The organism is Acinetobacter sp. 1424608 (genome assembly GCF_000588255.1).
Lineage (GTDB): Bacteria > Pseudomonadota > Gammaproteobacteria > Pseudomonadales > Moraxellaceae > Acinetobacter > Acinetobacter nosocomialis.
On sequence record NZ_JFXL01000015.1, the window covers coordinates 42,980 to 60,978 of the forward strand.

The following is a 17,999-nucleotide window of genomic DNA, read 5'->3' on the forward strand; positions in this document are numbered from 1 at the left end:
CGATGAATCACATGGTGACAACAAAAAAAGCAAAAGTTCAATTTAATTGGCAAGACCCATTTTTAATTGAGCAACAGCTTAGCCCAGATGAGCGCATGATTCGTGATGCGGCTCATGCCTATTGTCAAGAACGTTTGCAACCACGTGTACTTGAACAATTTCGTCATGAAACAACAGATCCATCTATTTTCCGTGAAATGGGGGAGCTCGGTTTACTGGGGCCAACCATTCCTGAGCAATATGGCGGCGCGGGTTTGAACTATGTGAGTTATGGTTTGGTTGCGCGCGAAATTGAATATGTCGACTCGGGCTACCGCTCTATGGCGAGCGTGCAAAGCTCATTGGTGATGGTTCCAATTCATGAGTTTGGTACCGAAGAGCAAAAGCAGAAGTACTTACCTAAACTTGCTACTGGTGAATACATTGGTTGTTTTGGTTTGACCGAACCTGATCATGGTTCAGACCCAGGTAGTATGATTACCCGTGCTAAAAAAGTTGACGGTGGTTATCGTTTAAGTGGCGCCAAAATGTGGATTACCAATAGCCCGATTGCCGATGTATTTGTCGTCTGGGCAAAAGAAGTTTCTGCTGAAGGTAATGTGGGTGATATTCGCGGCTTCATTTTAGAAAAGGGCTGGGAAGGGCTATCTGCGCCAGCTATTCATGGCAAGGTCGGTTTACGTGCCTCGATTACGGGTGAAATCGTGATGGATAACGTTTTTGTACCTGAAGAAAATGCATTCCCTGAAATTCGAGGTTTAAAAGGTCCGTTTACCTGCCTAAATAGTGCCCGCTATGGCATTGCATGGGGGGCGATGGGTGCTGCGGAGTTCTGCTGGCATACTGCACATCAATACACCATGGACCGTAAACAATTTGGTCGTCCGTTGGCTGCAAATCAATTGATTCAAAAGAAGCTGGCAGACATGCAAACTGAAATTGCGTTGGGTTTACAGGCAGCTTTACGTTTTGGGCGTATGAAAGATGAAGGCATTGCATCAGTTGAGGGTACATCTCTAATTAAGCGTAACAACTGTGGAAAAGCACTTGATATTGCTCGTATGGCACGTGACATGATGGGCGGAAACGGCATTAGTGACGAGTTTGGGGTGGCACGTCATTTAGTTAACCTTGAAGTCGTGAACACCTATGAAGGTACACATGACGTTCATGCTTTGATTTTAGGTCGTGCACAAACAGGTATCGCAGCATTTAGTAACTAACTCATTAATTTTTAACAGATCGAGGTGTTCTTTCGGGAGCACCTTAGGGATTTTTACGCAAAAATTTATGGAAAATGACAAGATTCATCGTAAGGATACTCATGTGAAGATGTGCCTCTGTGTACTTAAAACTAAACGTAAAATGATGAAAATATAGAAGATTAAGTCATACAGAAAACATAAGTAAGCTATCGATGACTCATTTGGGAAAATGAGGAACTAAAGATGAACAATGACGTTCAAGTAATATCGAAAGAATTAAGAAATACATTTCCAAGTAACCTTGGAACATATGAAAAGATTGGACCAAATACATGGAAATGGGCGTTGTTATTTGCCTATTTTGCGATGGTGGTCGATGGCATAGATATTATGCTGCTGTCTTATAGCTTGACCAGCTTAAAGGCAGAGTTTGGTTTAAGTACCTTTCAGGCAGGTGCCTTAGGTAGTGCTTCTTTAGCAGGGATGGGTATTGGCGGTATTTTGGGTGGCTGGGCATGTGACAAGTTTGGTCGTGTACGAACCATTGCCAACTCGGTGACTTTCTTTTCAGTAGCGACTTGTTTATTGGGTTTTACGCAAAGCTTTGAGCAATTTATGGCATTACGTTTTATTGGTGCTTTAGGTATTGGGGCACTTTATATGGCTTGTAATACCTTAATGGCTGAATATGTGCCAACCACGTACCGTACAACGGTATTGGGCACGCTACAGACGGGCCAGACCGTAGGTTATATTGCTGCAACGTTATTAGCTGGCGCAATTATTCCAGATCATGGCTGGCGCGTTTTATTCTTCCTGACCGTGGTGCCTGCTTTTGTTAATATTTTCCTACAACGATTTGTGCCAGAGCCAAAATCTTGGCAGCTCACCAAAATTGAAAGCTTGCAAGGCAATAGACAACCTAAAGAAAGAGTGGTGGCTGAAAAGCCGAAAAGTGGCAGCATTTATAAGCAAATTTTTAATAATTTTAAGCACCGTAAAATGTTTTTGTTGTGGATGACCACAGCATTCTTCTTGCAGTTTGGTTATTACGGCATTAACAACTGGATGCCAAGTTATTTAGAAACAGAAGTGCATATGAACTTTAAAAATTTAACCAGTTATATGGTGGGTTCATATACAGCAATGATTCTAGGCAAAATTTTAGCGGGTTATCTTGCTGATAAATTTAACCGCCGTGCTGTTTTTGTGTTTGGAACAATTGCCAGCGCTGTGTTTTTGCCAATCATTATTTTCTTCAATACCCCTGACAATATTTTGTATTTATTAATCACCTTTGGCTTCTTATATGGCATTCCATACGGTGTAAATGCGACTTATATGGCTGAAAGTTTTTCAACCGATGTACGCGGAACAGCCATTGGCGGTGCTTATAACATTGGTCGTGTCGGGGCAGCGATTGCACCAGCCACCATTGGTTTCTTGGCATCGGGTGGAACTTTTGCCATGGCCTTTATTGTGATGGGTGCTGCGTATTTTGTTGCAGGGGTATTGCCAGGCTTATTCATTAAAGATCGTCAGTACGATCCACAAAGACAATCATAGACAATGACAGGGAGGTGCATTAGCACCTTCTAAAAAGATAAGGGTATCGTTATGGGTGCATTACAAGGAATTCGAGTTTTAGATTTAAGTCGTGTACTTGCAGGGCCTTGGTGTGGGCAAATCTTGGCAGACCTTGGCGCGGAAGTGATTAAAATTGAACGTCCTCGAGTCGGTGATGACACCCGTATGTGGGGACCGCCATGGATGCCTGATCAAGACGGAAACATGACCCGTGAATCTGGCTACTTTCAGTGTACTAACCGTAATAAATATTCGGTTGCGGTAGATATAACCACACCCGAAGGTCAGGCCTTAATTTATGAAATTGCCAAGACTGCCGACGTGGTAATTGAAAATTATAAGACAGGGTCTTTGGCTAAATATGGTTTGGACTATGCTTCCTTAAGTGAGCTCAACCCAAATATTGTGTATTGCTCGATTACTGGTTTTGGGCAAGATGGCCCACGTGCAGCAGAACCCGGTTATGATTTTATTATTCAGGGTATGTCTGGCTTAATGAGCATTACTGGTGAGCCTGATGATGTAGCAGGTGGTGGCGCACAAAAGGTTGGTGTGGCTGTGGTAGATATTCAAACGGGATTGTATTCAACCATAGCCATTCAAGCGGCACTGATTGCACGTTCGCACACAGGGCGTGGTCAATATATTGATATGTCACTCCTTGATGTACAGGTCGCGGCATTAGCAAATCAGGGAATGAATTATTTAGCTTCGGGTAAAGCGCCACAACGCATGGGTAATCAACACCCGAGTATTGTGCCGTATCAAACTTTTAAGGCTAAAGATAAAGAATTTATTATTGCTTGTGGTAATGACAAACAGTTTAAAGACTTGTGTGTTGCGATTGGTTATCCAGAACTACTTGAAAATGAAAAGTTTGTGCGTAACCAAGACCGCGTCAAATATCGAGATGAATTGATTCCTTTATTGTCGGAGCACTTTTTGCAGAAAACTGCCAAAGAGTGGGTCGACATGATTCATGCGCTTAAAGTACCCGTAGGTGTTATCAATTCTATTGAAGATGCTTTAGCTGAACCACAAATCGTCCATCGTAATTTGGTGGTGAATATTCCTCATCATTTAAATGAAAACTTCCAAACCATAGGCTCACCAATTAAGCTGTCTGATACTCCCGTTGAATATCATCATGCGCCGCCAGAGCTAGGTGAACATACTGCTCAAATCTTATCGAGATTTAAAACAGCAGAAGAACTTGCTGCATTAAAAGAGAAAGGCATTATTGATGGAAAAATTGCTTAATCAAAATCTGATCTATTCAATTGCAGCTCTAGGGCTGCAATTATAAATTTTGGTTAATATTAAATAATTGATTAATTGAATTTTTCATATTTATGGCAAGTGTTTCATCAAAGCCATCGACTAAAAAGCGGCTAATGAGTCCTTCAATCACCGTATAGATCAGCTCAGATAAAGCTTCACCATTTGGCATATTACAGTTTGCGGCGATGAGTTCTTTAATCCATTGTTTATGGGCTTTAGAAATAGAAATAATGTCTTGATCATCTTGGTTAGATTCAGCGACTGCTCTTACAAATAAACAGCCTTTAAAAAAATCTTGTCTAAACCAGTTGGTGTGCCAATCTAGAATTTTATTGATGGCCTCTAATCCTGTTGCATCTCCCACATAGCCCAAAAGGCTTTGCTTAAAGCGTTCATCACGTGCAACGAGCACAGACTTAACCAGTTGATTTTTATTTTTATAGTACGTGTACATCGTGGTTTTTGAGCAGCCAGATTCATCGCGAATCAGGTCGACACCCACACCAACAAAACTATTTTCATTAAATAACTTCTCGGCTGTATCTAATATTTTTAAGGCAGATTTAGACATAAAACTTTTCCAAAAAATAAAATAGTACAGATCTGTACTATTCGAAATTTTATCTATATGCTTTTTAAAAAGCAACTTCTGTTTAAGGAATAAAAATCATGTTCTCTATTTTCTATGGCAAAGAAAAACTTGCTCCATCGCCCAATAAAATTGACATTTTGCGAAGCCTTATTGGGGGTACAGTTAGTATTTTTATACTTCTTTGGTTGAGTAAGCTCACACACAATATCTTTATCATGGCACCGTTTGGTGCGACTTGTGTATTGCTCTATACCGTGTCGCAGTCACCTTTGGCACAGCCGAGAAATATCATATTTGGACATCTTATTTCGGCTTTTGTAGGTTTGTTTTTTCTAAAATTTGTCGGTGTTTCTATTTTTACAATTGCTTTATCAGTAGGTTGTGCCATTGCGCTCATGCAGATTTTTAAATGCGTTCATCCACCTGCTGGGGCCAATCCTTTGGTTATTTTACTCACTGCAAGCAGCATACATTACGAGTGGAGTTTCTTAATTTTCCCTGTTTTGGTGGGTGCAGTGTCTTTGGTTTTGGTTGCGATGCTGATTAATAATATTAAAGCGAGTACAAGGTGGCCGATGTATGGCTTAGGAATTTTAAATAGTAAAAAGTAGGTAAGCTATGAAGTATTTTGAGCTTAAAATAATAAAAGTATTCACTACGCTAAAATAGTGAATACTTTTGAGAGAAATTATGACTTCTTAGAAATACGTTCTTCGATGGCAAATTTGAGCAAAGACGCGCTGCGGTAAAAACCGTGTGCGAACTTTCCAAATGGCATGGTTATAAAGAAGGTCATGACCGTAGCTAAATGGAAAATCAGTAAAAGTGCCATGTATGGAGAATTACGAAGTGCCATGAGGGCTAACCCTGAAGCACTGACTAAAATTAAAAGGAAAATAAAGCCTCGATCTACAGGTTTTTGCTCGCGGTCACCATGTAATGGATGACGTTTAAGATTTAAATAGAGCAAGCCAGATGGTCCAATCACTAAGCTAAGTCCACCTAACGTACCTAAAATCACAGGTAAGCTAAAGATTGGGTAAGGGGCATGTAGGTCAAGGAAATAATGATATAAAGTTGCTACACCTGTGGCTGCAAAGCAGAGCATAAAGCCATAAAAGGTGAGGTGATGGAACACACGACTGATTTGTGTGTAACGGTCATCTTGCTCATTACAGCCTTTGCCATGTCCACCATCTAAATATTTAAGCGTTAATACATTTTGAGTGGCTTGAACTAGGTCGGGTTTCTCAACTTTGCCGTGAATAACTTTAGACGTCTGTCGCCAAAATTTACTAATCCCAATGCCGAGCAAAACAATCGCAACTGTAAAGGTCGCTCCAAACAGTAGAGCTAAAAAGTTATGCGGGAAAATTGCATAGAAATTACCTTGATAGCCTGCAAACAGGTCGGTGCCTTTGTACCACACCACAGCTAACATGCATAAAAAGAAAATAGCTGATAATGCTGAGACAAAAGGAATGCCAACAGACTTATAAAGTCGGCCTAGCGGTTTAGGCGTCGCAAACTCTTGGTAAGTTTCCAAACGTACTTGTGCCATCGCTTTTGGAATGTTTACACCAAACTCGTGCGGCGGGGCATATTGGCAAGCGTGTAAACAAGCACCACAGTTATGGCATAGGTTTGCGAGGTAATGAATATCGGCTTGGTTAAACTCAAGACGTTTGGTCATGGCCGCAAATACAGCACAAAATGACTCACAGTAACGACAAGCATTACAAATTTGTAGTGCTCTTTGAACTTCCTGCTCATGGTCAGAGAGCTGAACAACTGGAATTAAGGCTTTGGTACTAGCATTCATGTTCAACTCCTTGTGAAAGTGCATAGTGGGCTGCATTTTTTCCGGCAATGCGTCCAAAGGTTGTGCCGATCGACATACCAACGCCTGCGGTATAACCCTGACCGAGTACATTACCTGCCATCATTTCACCTGCGACAAATAGGTTGCGGCTTGGCTTATTGTTAAAACGTACAGCAGCATCGTCTTCGACTTTTAAACCTAAATAGGTAAAGGTAATGCCGGGTTTAAGGGCATAGGCATAGAATGGTGGGCGATCGAGAGGAACGGCCCAGTGGGTTTTGTTGGGAACAATATTTTCGGTGGTGCAGTCATCTAAAACTGTGTGGTTAAAGGTGCCTTGCACACAGGCTTGGTTAAATTCTTCTACGGTGTGGCATAAGGTTTTTGCATCTAGTCCGATTTTTTCGGCCAGTTCTTGAATGCTATTTGCTTTTACGCCCGCAAATACAGGGGGCATAAAGCGGCCAATGGCTTTTGAGTCGATAATCGAATAGGCAATTTGCTGTGGCTGTTTGGCAACAAGGCGGCCCCAAATCGCATAACGTTTTGGCCAGAAGTCTTCGCCTTCATCGTAAAAACGTTCGGCTTTGTTATTGACCACAATACCCAATGAAACGCAGTCGATACGGGTGCAGATACCGCCGTCATATAACGGTGCGCGTGCATCTACGGCTACACAGTGCGATTGCGATGGGTCACCAATAATATCGGCGCCTTGATCTATCATAAATTTGAGTAAGTTGCCTTGATTAAAGCGAGTTCCACGAATAATGAAATTATCGGCAGGCCATTCGCCGTTTTCATTTTGTCCCCATGCTTCTCTTAACCATTCTAAATTTGACTCAAAACCACCTGCAGCCAATACACAGCTTTTCGCCTTAAACACGCGGCCATCTTCAGCAATTGCAGCTTCAAAGTGTCTTTGGTTTAACTTTAGATCTTTAATTTTTGTGTTGTATAAAATCTCAATGCCAAGTTCTTGAGCACTACGGTAGTACGCATTAATAAGAGCTTTACCGCCCCCCATAAAAAAGGCATTGGTACGTGCAACATGCAAAGCCCCCGATAGTGGCGGCTGAAAATTCACGCCATGTTTACGCATCCAGTCGCGACAGGTCGCCGTGCTACGAATAACCAGACGAGCTAAGTGCTCATTGGTTTTTCCAGCAGTGACTTTAAGTAGGTCTTGCCAATATTCTTCTTCGGGATAGGCATCGACTAATACGTCTTGAGGAGCATCATGCATGCAACGGAGGTTACGAGTGTGTTGTGAGTTACCACCACGCCATTCTTTAGGTGCCGCTTCTATTACCAGCACAGAAGCGCCGCTTTCTTTTGCCGTGAGCGCGGCACACAGTGCGGCATTCCCACCACCAATCACAATTACATCATGCATGGATTTCTCCCTTTCTCAGCTAAGGCTAATTTAGCTTTAAAAGGGAAGGTGAAGTGAGAGGCTAAGCTTGAATGGGTGTTTAGTAAAAATAAACACTAATGGCTTAAGTGTTTATGATTTCAGCACCGGGCCAGCGCTTTTCATGAATGAGGTTGGTGACACAAGCACGAATCACTACTTTAGTGGCTAAAGTAGCAGGTGAGAGCTCTTCTTCAGACAAACTAATTAAATAGTTAATACGCTCAATGGCAGGTTCTACAACACGTAGCAAACATAGATCTTGCCGCGAGTTTAACGATGCACCTGCAGGCTGGATGGTTGCCATTTCGAGTTGGCTAATGCTTTCCATTAACAAATGCAGCCCATCAATTTCATAGGCCACTTTAAGCTGATGAATTTTCTGTTCGAGCAACAAGCGCAGTCCATGTCGTTGGCTCGGCAAAATCAGGGGAAGTTCTTTAAGCTGTGAGTGGTTAATAATTTGAGTGTCGATACAGCTTTCAAGATGGTACTGACTCAGCACTTCTTTAGGCGAGATTAAAAACATCTGTTCTTTGACTAAAGGCTGTATGGCCCACTGTGGGTCGACATCGTCACTAAAGATGATTGCAACATCGAGCTGCCTTGCATTAACTAAGGCTTTTAAGTCACCCGATAACCCTTCGATTAAACGGACTTTAATATCGGGATAACGGTTTCTCATGAGTTTTAAAAAATGCGTGCCTATAACGGCCGCAACACTCGGTGAAAAACCCACGGTGACATGACCACTTAAACGGGAAGAATGCGCAGAGTCTACCGCATGGTCTAAGTGTCTAAGTGCCAGTTGAACCTGTTGAAAAAAAGCTAAACCCGCAGGGGTAGGAACCGTACCCAAAGCAGTACGTTGTAAAAGGCGAATAGAAAGCTCGCTTTCTAATTTTGAGATTTGCTGACTTAATGCAGACGTTCCAATATCGAGATTTTTTGCAGCTTTACCTAAGCTTCCTGACTCGATCACTGCAATAAAGTACTTTAATTGTTTAAGTTCCACGGCAAATTCTACTTTGACCTTTGTTAATTATTCTACACTGGTTTATTGCTCTACATTTTGTTCTATTGCTTTGAGTAAACCGTTCAATAAAGGCAACATCTGCTCAAGACGTTGCCTTTTAGAGCTTTTATTGTTTAACCTGCTCAAGACCCTGTTCTTCAATAATTTGTGTCGCTTGAGGCGATTTCACAAATTGAATAAGTTCTTTTGCGACTTTTGCATGTTCCGAATTTTTACCAATACCAGCAGCAAACACGGTAACTTTTTGGTAAGGGGCAGGGATTGGACCAACTAACTCGACTTGACCATATTTGCCGGTGAAAGGTTTGATTTCACTAATTTGCTGGAAGCCAATATCAAACTGACCTTCAGCAATACGTTTTGCAACGCGGTCGCCTACTACTTTTTCTGCTTTACTCGAAATTACTTTGTATTCGACAGGTGGGAAGCTTGGGAAAACATCTTTTTCAAGATGCGTACCACTCGCACTTGCTGAATAGCCTATGTGCTTGGCATTTAATAAAACTTTTTCAAATTTTGCCGCAGAGCTAATATCTGGTTTTGGGGCACCTTTAGGCACAGCCATGCCAATGCTTGAATTCACCAAAGCGCTTTGTGATTTTGGGTCAACATAACCTTTTTCTGCGAGTTTGCTTAGTTCAGGAGCAGCCAACACAACAATGTCAAAACGTTCACCACGATTGAGTCGATTTGGAATTGCAGTCGGTGATTCACCCATAGACGAACCAGATGAGAGGTGAACCGTGTGACCAGTTTGCTTTTCAAATATTGGAATGAGTTTTTCCATAGATGAATAGAAACCGCCAGAGCTAATCACTTCTAACGTATCTGCGTTAGCAAGCGTTGAACCTAAGCCTGCACCAGCTAGGCAAATGGTCATGAAGATAGGGGACTTTTTCATAGTATCTCACTTTTAATGACAGGAGAGCACAGTACGGAGACTTAAGATCTGCCGTACTGTTCATTAAAATTTCAGGTTAAGTAGTTAGTTGTTTTAAGCGCTAACCTTTGCAGGTTCAGCAATCGCGTCAGATTTGTTCTGCTTAGAACCGCGACATAGATATAAACTTGAGATGAGACTACATACCGCAGCAAGCATGAGCCAGAACGCTGGTGTGCTTGCATTGCCAGTGTTTTCGACTAGGAAAGTACATGCCATTGGAGTCATACCACCAAAAATAGCGGCTGCAAGACTAAACGCTAAAGAGAAACCAACGGTACGAACACGTTTTGGCATTACTTCGGCAAGTGTTGCGACCATAGTCCCGTTGTACATACCAAAGAAGAACGAGAAGTAAGCAAGCGTGATCAGTAAGTTTGAAAAACTAATGTCGCTTACCAACCAGCTTAAAACTGGGTAGCTGGTAAAAATCGCAAGAGTCGTAATACCCACTAACACAGGACGACGACCAATTTTGTCTGAAAGTAAGCCACCCATTGGTAACCAGAAGAAATTCGATAAACCTACAAACACGGTTGCTAAAAGGCTGTCTGTGACCGACATTTCTAAAGTACGTTTTGCATACACTGTGGTGTAAACCGTAATGAAATAGAACGTGGTTGTGGTCATCGCACTCATCATCATACCTGCAAGTACAATGCGCCAGTTGCTCGCCAATGTGCTGAAAATTTCTTTGGTTGAAGGATGAGTTTTTTGTGCTTTAAATGCTTCAGTTTCTTCTAAGGTACGGCGGAATAAGAAGATTAAAGGAATGATCAAACAACCAATTAAGAACGGAATACGCCAGCCCCATTCACTCACTTGTGCATGAGTTAAAACGGTGTTGAGCCAATAACCAAATAACGCTGCAAACACGACCGCAATTTGTTGGCTACCAGACTGCCAGCTAGTAATAAAACCACGGTTTTTATCGGTTGCAATTTCTGCAAGGTAAATAGACACGCCGCCAGATTCAACACCTGCCGAGAAGCCCTGTAACAGACGGCCAATGACCACCAAAATAGGGGCCATAATACCGATGGTGTCATAACCCGGTACAAAGGTAATTAAAATCGTACCAATAGCCATCAAGCTTAAAGTCAAAATCAACCCTTTACGACGACCAATTCTGTCGACATAGGCACCCAAGAAAATAGCGCCAAGAGGACGCATAAGAAAGCCTGCAGCAAACACGGTAAATGTCATCATTAAAGAGACATATTCATTATCTGAGTGGAAAAATTTTGCTGCGATATAGGTGGCATAGAAACCAAAAAGAAAAAAATCGTACTGTTCTAAAAAGTTGCCACTCGTTACGTTTAATATTTTTTTAAAAGTAGCCCTACGGTTATTAACGACATCCATTGGAGACCTCCTTGGCCTGACAAAATGGAAACATTCACGATCTTCAAAGTTTGGACGTAAATTGATTCAATCAATAAACCTAAATAGGAAATGGGTTAGAGATGAGATTTAAAGGTGTCCTTGGTAGAAAATGTGATGCCTTGTTTCCAGTTAAAACTACACATCTATATTTCGATAAACAGAAAACCACTTATCATTCGTATAAAAATGTAATCTTAAAAAGCAGGGAGGAGTGAGAGGCGAAAATTAATTAGGTATTTAGAAAAATTAATGACCCTTTAAACAATAATTTCAGAACATGGCCAAATTTGGTTTTGAATTAACTCTTTCACACATGCCTTAATGGCTGACTTGGCAGCAAGTGCAGCAGGTGATAATTCTTCTTCGGCAAGGCTCACCAAATAGTTAATTCGTTCAACTTCTGGGTCGACGACCTTAAGCAATTGCAGCTTGTGTTTATACTCTTGCAGGCAGGCACTTCCGGGGCGAACACTGGCAAGGTCAAGGTGAATCAGGCTGTCCATAAGCAAATGCAAGCCATCAATTTCATATACGACATTGAGCTGCCCAATCTTGTGCTCAAGCAGTTTTCTTAAGCTATGACGCTGACGTGGCAACACTAAAGGAATATCACCAATTTGCTGCGACTGAATAATTCCACTTTTAATACATTCGCTAAGACCGTATTTGTCGAGCACTTCTTTGCGTGCCATCAAGTACATTTGTTCGCGTACCAAAGGCTGAATTGACCACTGTTTATCAATTTCATTGGTAAAAATAATGGCGATATCAAGCTGACGTGAATTAACCGACTGAATCAGATTTCCCGACAGGGTTTCCACAATCTCTAAACGAATATCTGGATAACGTTCAGACATTAGTTTCATTAAAGGGATGCCAATTAAAGCAGTAATGGTCGGTGGAAAACCAAGGCTGACATGACCAGATAGCCGTGCTGAATGGGCAGCGTCTATGGCAAAGTTCACTTGACGCAAAATCAGTTGCGAGTGTTTTAAAAAGGCAAGGCCAGCAGGCGTTGGGGTCACACCAAAAGCATTACGCTGTAATAAGCGAATGCTTAACTCTTGCTCGAGCTTACTAATTTGCTGACTAATCGCCGAAGCACCGACATCGAGTTTTTGGGCAGCTTTTCCAATACTGCCTGATTCAACGACCGTCAAAAAATACCTTATTTGCTTGATTTCCATAATAAATGTATTCGCTCATCATCCTTGATTTATAGAGATATGAAGGATTGGGAAATCTATCATGCGTTTTAATATTAACAGCAATATATAAAAAAGTTTCTTAAAAATTAACGAGCTCTACTGAAACTTGGTAAAAAGCAGAATCACACCTAATACACATAAAATAGAGCCAATCACCTTATTAATCCGTACTTGTTTGGCTAACATTTTTTGTCTCAGCAGCATGGATGAAAACAGTACAGCCACCAGTGAAAACCATACAAAATGCGCAAAAGACATAAAAAAACCATAAGCCAAAAGAATAGTTTTAGGCGTAGTTAAACTCACAATTTGCGTATAGGTACTAATCACAAATAGCGTGGTTTTAGGGTTTAGGGCATTGGTAAAAAAGCCGTATTTTATCGCTTGAAAAGTGTCTATAGCGCTTAAAGCAGCAGTGTCTAAAACTGGTTTTTGCGTAAAAGTTTTATAGCCAATATAGATCAGATAAAGCGCGCCAATATATTTAACAATATTCAAGATTTGCGGTGTATAAGTCATCACAAACGCAACGGCGACTAATGTATAGGTTACATGCACCAACACACCAAGCGATATTCCAAGTGAAGTGAACACACCTATTTTTCTGCCGTACAAGTAACTATTTTTGGTCACAATCGCGAAGTCAGCGCCGGGGCTTACTACTGCCAAAATCGTAATGAGAATAACTGCAATAAACTCTGCCATTATTTTACCCCTTCACTGAAAATGAAGGGATTGATCTGTACTTTTTGGAATGTATTCGAGAGGAGAACTGTTTTACTGAAAGCTGCTATTCTTTTGGTGAGAAAGACTGCGGTTTTACATTTATGAAGATAGATATAGATATTTAAAATATTTTTCATCATCTAAAATAGGGTTTAATAAAGATGATTTTTATTTTGAACAGAAACCTAAAAATAAAAATCGATAAAAACGACTACATATTTATGAGTTTTTGGAATGATCGAAAGAATATCGCTGAATTCATTAAAATTTTTCTATTTTGTGGCGAAGTATGGCAGCGTGACTTTAGCTGCAAAGAAATTATTTGTGACGCAAAGTGCGGTTAGTAAACAGATTTATAACTTAGAAGAAGCCTTAAATACGGTTTTGTTTGACCGAAAAAATAAAACACTTGTGATGACTGAGCAGGGCGAAATTTTATTGGGTTGTTGCCATCAAGTTTTTGGTCAACTCGATGAATGTTTAATAGAACTCAGCCAGCCTAAAGCCGAAAACAAACAACTGGTCTTGTCGTGTGAACCGACGCTTTCCATGAAATGGCTCATACCACGGTTATCAAAATTTAAAAAGCTTGCTCATGATTTTGAGGTTGTGCTACTTACAGCAGGCGGCGTGGTCGACTTTGAAAAAGATAATATTGATATCGCAATTCGCCGAAATGACTTTGATTGGGGAGAGCATATTTATAGTGAAAAAATTGCCGATGAATATATCGCTCTAGTTCAACCAACCAAGCCATCGGAAACCAACGACGTACTGATCTCGACTTCTAGACCAAATTTTTTCAAAAACATGAGTCGCATTGTTGAGTTAAAGCAAAGTTTAAAAGGCTACACCAAAGTCGAACTCGAACATTTTTATTTATGTTTAGAAGGTTGTTTGGCGGGACTTGGCGCGACAGTCATCTCAATTTATATGATTGAAAAAGAGCTTGAATGGAACTTACTGCAAAAAAATTCACCAGTCGTTCAAGATGGTTCAGCCTATTTTCTACTTTCTCATCGTGCTTTTGAGGAAGATCCACGCAAAACCCTATTTTTAGAATGGCTAAAAGCAGAGATGAATGAGAGTCAACATAAATTGCTTTAGGCTTATCTGTTTTATTCAAAGAAAAATGATTTAATTAATTGAAAATAATCATAAATTATAAAAATTACAGACATTAAAACGAGAGTACCGTATGTCTCGTTTGTGCCGTCTAAAATTCCCTAAGATGAAAAATATTTAACTTCATACTTATTTATAAAACCCTAAACATGAATTCCACTCAGTTTTGAATGAGACTAAATCATTTTTATTCATGTTGTGATTGCGGTATAAATCTATCCATGCTCTGAAGCGCTCCAGTTATTCACTTTTGATAAGACCAACAGGCACAAAACTGACAAGGCTGGAAAGTTCAAAAAGAGCAAAAAGATTTTTTAGGTTTATCTCAGAAATTAGGGTACTGATCACAATGAGTAAAGAATTTACATTTACGATTAAGAGTATTTGTTTCGATGAGAACTATCGTCCAGCAGACAATACGCGTATTACAACCAACTTTGCTAACTTGGCGAGAGGGATGAGCCGCGAAGAAAATTTGCGCAACACATTACGGATGATCGACAATCGCTTCAATGCCTTAGCTCATTGGGACAACCCTAAGGGCGACCGCTATGGCGTTGAACTTGAAATCATTTCGGTTGAAATGAATATTGATGCCGAAAACCGTACTAGCGGGCTTCCTCTTATCGAAATATTGAAAACCAATATTGTTGATAAGAAGACCAATGAACGCATCGACGGCATCGTGGGCAACAACTTCTCGTCTTATGTACGTGACTATGACTTTAGTGTGCTGTTGTTAGACCACAACAAAAACAAGTCTACGTTTAGCACGCCAGAAAAGTTTGGCGAATTACACGGTAACTTATTTAAGAGCTTTATTAACTCTGAGACTTATAAAGCCAACTTTAAAAAGGCACCAGTCATTTGCCTAAGCGTTTCAACAAGTAAGGTGTATCACCGTACTGAAAATGAACATCCGGTTTTAGGTGTTGAATACAAGCAAGAAGACTATTCACTCACTGATGAATATTTCCAGAAAATGGGCTTAAAAGTTCGCTACTTCATGCCGCCAAATAGCGTTGCGCCGTTAGCGTTCTACTTTACTGGCGATTTGTTGAGTGATTACACCAACCTTGAGTTGATTAGTACCATTAGTACCATGGAAACATTCCAAAAGATTTACCGTCCTGAAATTTACAATGCAAATTCAGTGGCTGGAAAGTCTTATCAACCAAGCTTGAAGCACCAAGATTATTCACTTACTCGAATTGTGTATGACCGTGAAGAACGTAGCCGTTTGGCTATAGAGCAGGGGAAGTTTGTTGAAGAGCAATTTATCAAACCATACCAAGCGATTCTTGAGCAGTGGTCTGCTAATTACGCTCCTAATTAATCAACATACGGGTCATTTATCATGAAAAAATTATTACCAACTTCAACTGCTGGCAGCTTACCAAAACCGTCTTGGCTTGCAGAACCTGAAAAACTTTGGTCGCCTTGGAAACTCGAAAACGAAGGCTTAATCGAAGGTAAAAAAGACGCGTTACGTTTAGCGTTGCACGAGCAAAAACTTGCAGGCATTGATATTGTCAGCGATGGCGAACAAACCCGCCAACACTTTGTGACCACGTTTATTGAACACTTAAATGGTGTAGATTTTGAGAAGCGCGAAACAGTTCGTATTCGTGACCGTTACGATGCAAGTGTACCGTCTGTGGTAGGTGCAGTGTCTCGTCAAAAGCCTGTATTTGTTGAAGATGCAAAGTTTTTACGTCAGCAAACTGATCAGCCAATTAAATGGGCGTTACCTGGCCCAATGACTATGATTGATACGCTTTATGATGGTCACTATAAGAGCCGTGAAAAGCTTGCTTGGGAATTTGCCAAAATCTTGAACCAAGAAGCGCGTGAGTTAGAAGCTGCTGGTGTAGATATTATCCAGTTTGACGAACCTGCATTTAACGTATTCTTTGACGAAGTAAATGACTGGGGTATTGCAACTTTAGAACGTGCAATTGAAGGTCTAAAATGTGAAACTGCGGTGCACATTTGCTATGGTTACGGTATTAAAGCCAATACTGACTGGAAAAAGACACTCGGTTCAGAATGGCGCCAGTACGAAGAAGCTTTCCCGAAACTTCAAACTTCTAACATTGATATCATCTCGTTAGAATGTCACAACTCGCGTGTGCCAATCGACTTACTCGAACTTATTCGTGGTAAAAAAGTGATGGTGGGTGCGATTGATGTTGCAACAAATCAGATTGAGACACCGGAAGAAGTTGCCAACACACTACGTAAAGCGCTTCAGTTTGTAGACTCAGATAAGCTTTACCCTTGCACAAACTGTGGTATGGCACCTCTTTCTCGTGAAGTGGCACGTGGCAAGTTAAATGCATTAACGGCAGGTGCAGAAATCGTTCGCCGAGAACTTACGGGTTTTGAACTTACTGCTTAATATTTACCAATAAGTGGTATAAAGGGTTACTTTTTTGATGGTAGTTGATAATCAAACAAGTAACCCTCATTTTACTTACTACATGTCGCTCTAATCAGATCGCATGTCGATAGTACCTTCCTGATGGAGTTGGGCGGTATAGCAAACACACCGGACAAGGTACGGTTCAATTTAGGAATAATGTCATGGTTCAAGCAACAGACTTTAGAAATGCAATGTCTTTACTCACAAGTGCAGTTAGCGTTGTGACCACGGCAGGCATGTCTGGCCGTTTTGGATTTACTGCCTCTGCTGTTTGTAGTGTGACTGACACACCGCCGACATTATTGGTCTGTATGAACCAAGCTGCAAGCTCACATGCACATTTCCTAGATAACAAAATCTTAACCGTGAATGTTTTAGGCGCGCACCACGAACATATTTCAAAAGCATTTTCATCTAAGCTCACGCCAGAAGAACGCTTTAAACATGGCGAATGGATTGAGTTAGAAACGGGTTCACCTGTGTTGGAAGATGCTTTGGTAAGTTTCGATTGTGAGATTGAGCAAATTCAACAAGTCGGCACACACACGATTTTTATATGTCCGATTGTGGCGATTAAACAAAGCCAGCATGACCAAAGTTTGGTTTATTTTAACCGTGCTTATCACCAAGTGGGGCAGACGGAAACTGTCTAATCCCACTTAGTGTTTCGTTGTTTCATAATAAAAGACTCATTAAGAAATCAATAAGCACGGATCGCTTCTGTTTAATTTTAAAAATACAATTAAATATAATATCTTAAATAATAATTAAGTTAATCTAATGAAAAATAATAATAAATTTAAATACTTGTCATAAAAGCTACATTGACACTTCTAAACTCTCAGATTATGCTTTGCGTGCTGGCCACATTGCCAGCCGGTTTTAGCAGACCGCATAGTAAGAGCATCAGATTATTCCTTCTGAGGAGTAGTCTTATGTGTATCAATCGTCCCTCGCTCGTTGCGGTAGGACGAGTGAGGGACACCTTCGGGTGTGCTGATTTCTTACTATCAGTCTGCTAACCCTTGCTCGTTCTGCCACCATAATTCCAAATAAATGCTCTGGTAGAACTCCATAAATCAGGAGTTGGCTATGCACATCCATCATTTTTTGGCCTTGAGCGCCAAAAGCTATAACGACACAGCTTAAAAATTAAAAGCAGCTTGAACGCCGTAGGGTTTTCAGGCTTTAAGTCATTTTTACTTAAAACTTAGCAACAACAAAACTTGAGATGTGCCAAGCACCGTCTTGC

General features: G+C 40.8%; 16 protein-coding genes. 8 read left to right on the top strand and 8 right to left on the bottom strand.

Translation table 11 applies throughout. The features are described from left to right. Nucleotides 1–2: 2 nt before the first annotated feature. The 3 genes from J678_RS17740 (at nucleotide 3) to J678_RS17750 (ending at nucleotide 4,052) form a co-directional block, all read left to right on the top strand. Nucleotides 3–1,223 (top strand): acyl-CoA dehydrogenase, encoded by a 1,221-nt coding sequence (locus J678_RS17740; RefSeq protein WP_017393219.1) that lies wholly within the window; start codon nucleotides 3–5, stop codon nucleotides 1,221–1,223. A 225-nt stretch (nucleotides 1,224–1,448) separates the two neighbouring features. After that, a complete protein-coding gene (locus J678_RS17745) occupies nucleotides 1,449–2,771 on the top strand; it encodes an MFS transporter (RefSeq protein ID WP_017393220.1) in 1,323 nt (440 codons plus the stop codon). Nucleotides 2,772–2,822: 51 nt separating this feature from the next. Continuing rightward, complete coding sequence (locus tag J678_RS17750) at nucleotides 2,823–4,052, top strand: CaiB/BaiF CoA transferase family protein (protein WP_017393221.1); 1,230 nt, start codon at nucleotides 2,823–2,825, stop codon at nucleotides 4,050–4,052. 40 nt (nucleotides 4,053–4,092) lie between these two features. On the opposite strand, the gene J678_RS17755 is transcribed toward J678_RS17750, so the two are convergent. Then, entirely contained in the window at nucleotides 4,093–4,644 is a 552-nt protein-coding gene (locus J678_RS17755; protein ID WP_002061576.1) for a TetR/AcrR family transcriptional regulator, read from the bottom strand. Between the two features lie 98 nt (nucleotides 4,645–4,742). On the opposite strand from J678_RS17755, the gene J678_RS17760 reads away from it, so the two are divergent. Further along, complete coding sequence (locus tag J678_RS17760) at nucleotides 4,743–5,276, top strand: HPP family protein (RefSeq protein WP_017393222.1); 534 nt, start codon at nucleotides 4,743–4,745, stop codon at nucleotides 5,274–5,276. A 77-nt stretch (nucleotides 5,277–5,353) separates the two neighbouring features. On the opposite strand, the gene tcuB is transcribed toward J678_RS17760, so the two are convergent. The 7 genes from tcuB to J678_RS17795 form a co-directional block, all read right to left on the bottom strand. Then, a complete protein-coding gene (gene tcuB, locus J678_RS17765; protein ID WP_017393223.1) occupies nucleotides 5,354–6,487 on the bottom strand; it encodes a tricarballylate utilization 4Fe-4S protein TcuB in 1,134 nt (377 codons plus the stop codon). Further along, nucleotides 6,477–7,883 carry an FAD-dependent tricarballylate dehydrogenase TcuA gene (gene tcuA, locus J678_RS17770; RefSeq protein ID WP_017393224.1) on the bottom strand — a complete coding sequence of 469 codons (1,407 nt, stop codon included), beginning with the start codon at nucleotides 7,881–7,883 and terminating at the stop codon, nucleotides 6,477–6,479. The genes tcuB and tcuA overlap by 11 nt, the downstream gene beginning before the upstream one ends. 103 nt (nucleotides 7,884–7,986) lie before the next feature. Beyond that, nucleotides 7,987–8,916, bottom strand: a complete 930-nt coding sequence (locus J678_RS17775; RefSeq protein ID WP_017393225.1) for a LysR family transcriptional regulator — start codon at nucleotides 8,914–8,916, stop codon at nucleotides 7,987–7,989. A gap of 127 nt (nucleotides 8,917–9,043) precedes the next feature. Beyond that, nucleotides 9,044–9,838: a substrate-binding domain-containing protein gene (locus J678_RS17780; RefSeq protein ID WP_017393226.1), complete on the bottom strand. Its 795-nt coding sequence runs from the start codon at nucleotides 9,836–9,838 to the stop codon at nucleotides 9,044–9,046. Nucleotides 9,839–9,931: 93 nt separating this feature from the next. Next, entirely contained in the window at nucleotides 9,932–11,242 is a 1,311-nt protein-coding gene (locus tag J678_RS17785; protein ID WP_017393227.1) for an MFS transporter, read from the bottom strand. A gap of 278 nt (nucleotides 11,243–11,520) precedes the next feature. Continuing rightward, a complete protein-coding gene (locus J678_RS17790; protein WP_017393228.1) occupies nucleotides 11,521–12,450 on the bottom strand; it encodes a LysR family transcriptional regulator in 930 nt (309 codons plus the stop codon). 117 nt (nucleotides 12,451–12,567) lie between these two features. After that, nucleotides 12,568–13,176, bottom strand: coding sequence for a LysE family translocator (locus J678_RS17795; RefSeq protein ID WP_017393229.1), 609 nt, complete (start codon nucleotides 13,174–13,176; stop codon nucleotides 12,568–12,570). Between the two features lie 255 nt (nucleotides 13,177–13,431). Here J678_RS17795 and J678_RS17800 point away from each other — a divergent pair, with 255 nt between their 5' ends. From J678_RS17800 to J678_RS17815, 4 genes are all read left to right on the top strand, one after another. Beyond that, a complete protein-coding gene (locus J678_RS17800; RefSeq protein ID WP_017393230.1) occupies nucleotides 13,432–14,304 on the top strand; it encodes a LysR family transcriptional regulator in 873 nt (290 codons plus the stop codon). Between the two features lie 367 nt (nucleotides 14,305–14,671). Further along, nucleotides 14,672–15,658 (top strand): DUF1852 domain-containing protein, encoded by a 987-nt coding sequence (locus tag J678_RS17805; RefSeq protein WP_017393231.1) that lies wholly within the window; start codon nucleotides 14,672–14,674, stop codon nucleotides 15,656–15,658. Nucleotides 15,659–15,679: 21 nt separating this feature from the next. After that, on the top strand, nucleotides 15,680–16,723 hold the full coding sequence (locus tag J678_RS17810; protein ID WP_017393232.1) for a methionine synthase: 1,044 nt from the start codon (nucleotides 15,680–15,682) through the stop codon (nucleotides 16,721–16,723). A gap of 185 nt (nucleotides 16,724–16,908) precedes the next feature. Then, nucleotides 16,909–17,400: a flavin reductase gene (locus J678_RS17815; protein WP_002061574.1), complete on the top strand. Its 492-nt coding sequence runs from the start codon at nucleotides 16,909–16,911 to the stop codon at nucleotides 17,398–17,400. Nucleotides 17,401–17,999 lie beyond the last annotated feature (599 nt).

What these genes read in the sequence shown, in the direction of transcription:
- J678_RS17740 (WP_017393219.1), top strand. Translation starts at nt 3, where the DNA reads ATGAATCACATGGTGACAACAAAAAAAGCAAAAGTTCAATTTAATTGG.
- J678_RS17745 (WP_017393220.1), top strand. Translation starts at nt 1,449, where the DNA reads ATGAACAATGACGTTCAAGTAATATCGAAAGAATTAAGAAATACATTT.
- J678_RS17750 (WP_017393221.1), top strand. Translation starts at nt 2,823, where the DNA reads ATGGGTGCATTACAAGGAATTCGAGTTTTAGATTTAAGTCGTGTACTT.
- J678_RS17755 (WP_002061576.1), bottom strand. Translation starts at nt 4,644, where the DNA reads ATGTCTAAATCTGCCTTAAAAATATTAGATACAGCCGAGAAGTTATTT.
- J678_RS17760 (WP_017393222.1), top strand. Translation starts at nt 4,743, where the DNA reads ATGTTCTCTATTTTCTATGGCAAAGAAAAACTTGCTCCATCGCCCAAT.
- tcuB (WP_017393223.1), bottom strand. Translation starts at nt 6,487, where the DNA reads ATGAATGCTAGTACCAAAGCCTTAATTCCAGTTGTTCAGCTCTCTGAC.
- tcuA (WP_017393224.1), bottom strand. Translation starts at nt 7,883, where the DNA reads ATGCATGATGTAATTGTGATTGGTGGTGGGAATGCCGCACTGTGTGCC.
- J678_RS17780 (WP_017393226.1), bottom strand. Translation starts at nt 9,838, where the DNA reads ATGAAAAAGTCCCCTATCTTCATGACCATTTGCCTAGCTGGTGCAGGC.
- J678_RS17785 (WP_017393227.1), bottom strand. Translation starts at nt 11,242, where the DNA reads ATGGATGTCGTTAATAACCGTAGGGCTACTTTTAAAAAAATATTAAAC.
- J678_RS17790 (WP_017393228.1), bottom strand. Translation starts at nt 12,450, where the DNA reads ATGGAAATCAAGCAAATAAGGTATTTTTTGACGGTCGTTGAATCAGGC.
- J678_RS17795 (WP_017393229.1), bottom strand. Translation starts at nt 13,176, where the DNA reads ATGGCAGAGTTTATTGCAGTTATTCTCATTACGATTTTGGCAGTAGTA.
- J678_RS17800 (WP_017393230.1), top strand. Translation starts at nt 13,432, where the DNA reads ATGATCGAAAGAATATCGCTGAATTCATTAAAATTTTTCTATTTTGTG.
- J678_RS17805 (WP_017393231.1), top strand. Translation starts at nt 14,672, where the DNA reads ATGAGTAAAGAATTTACATTTACGATTAAGAGTATTTGTTTCGATGAG.
- J678_RS17810 (WP_017393232.1), top strand. Translation starts at nt 15,680, where the DNA reads ATGAAAAAATTATTACCAACTTCAACTGCTGGCAGCTTACCAAAACCG.
- J678_RS17815 (WP_002061574.1), top strand. Translation starts at nt 16,909, where the DNA reads ATGGTTCAAGCAACAGACTTTAGAAATGCAATGTCTTTACTCACAAGT.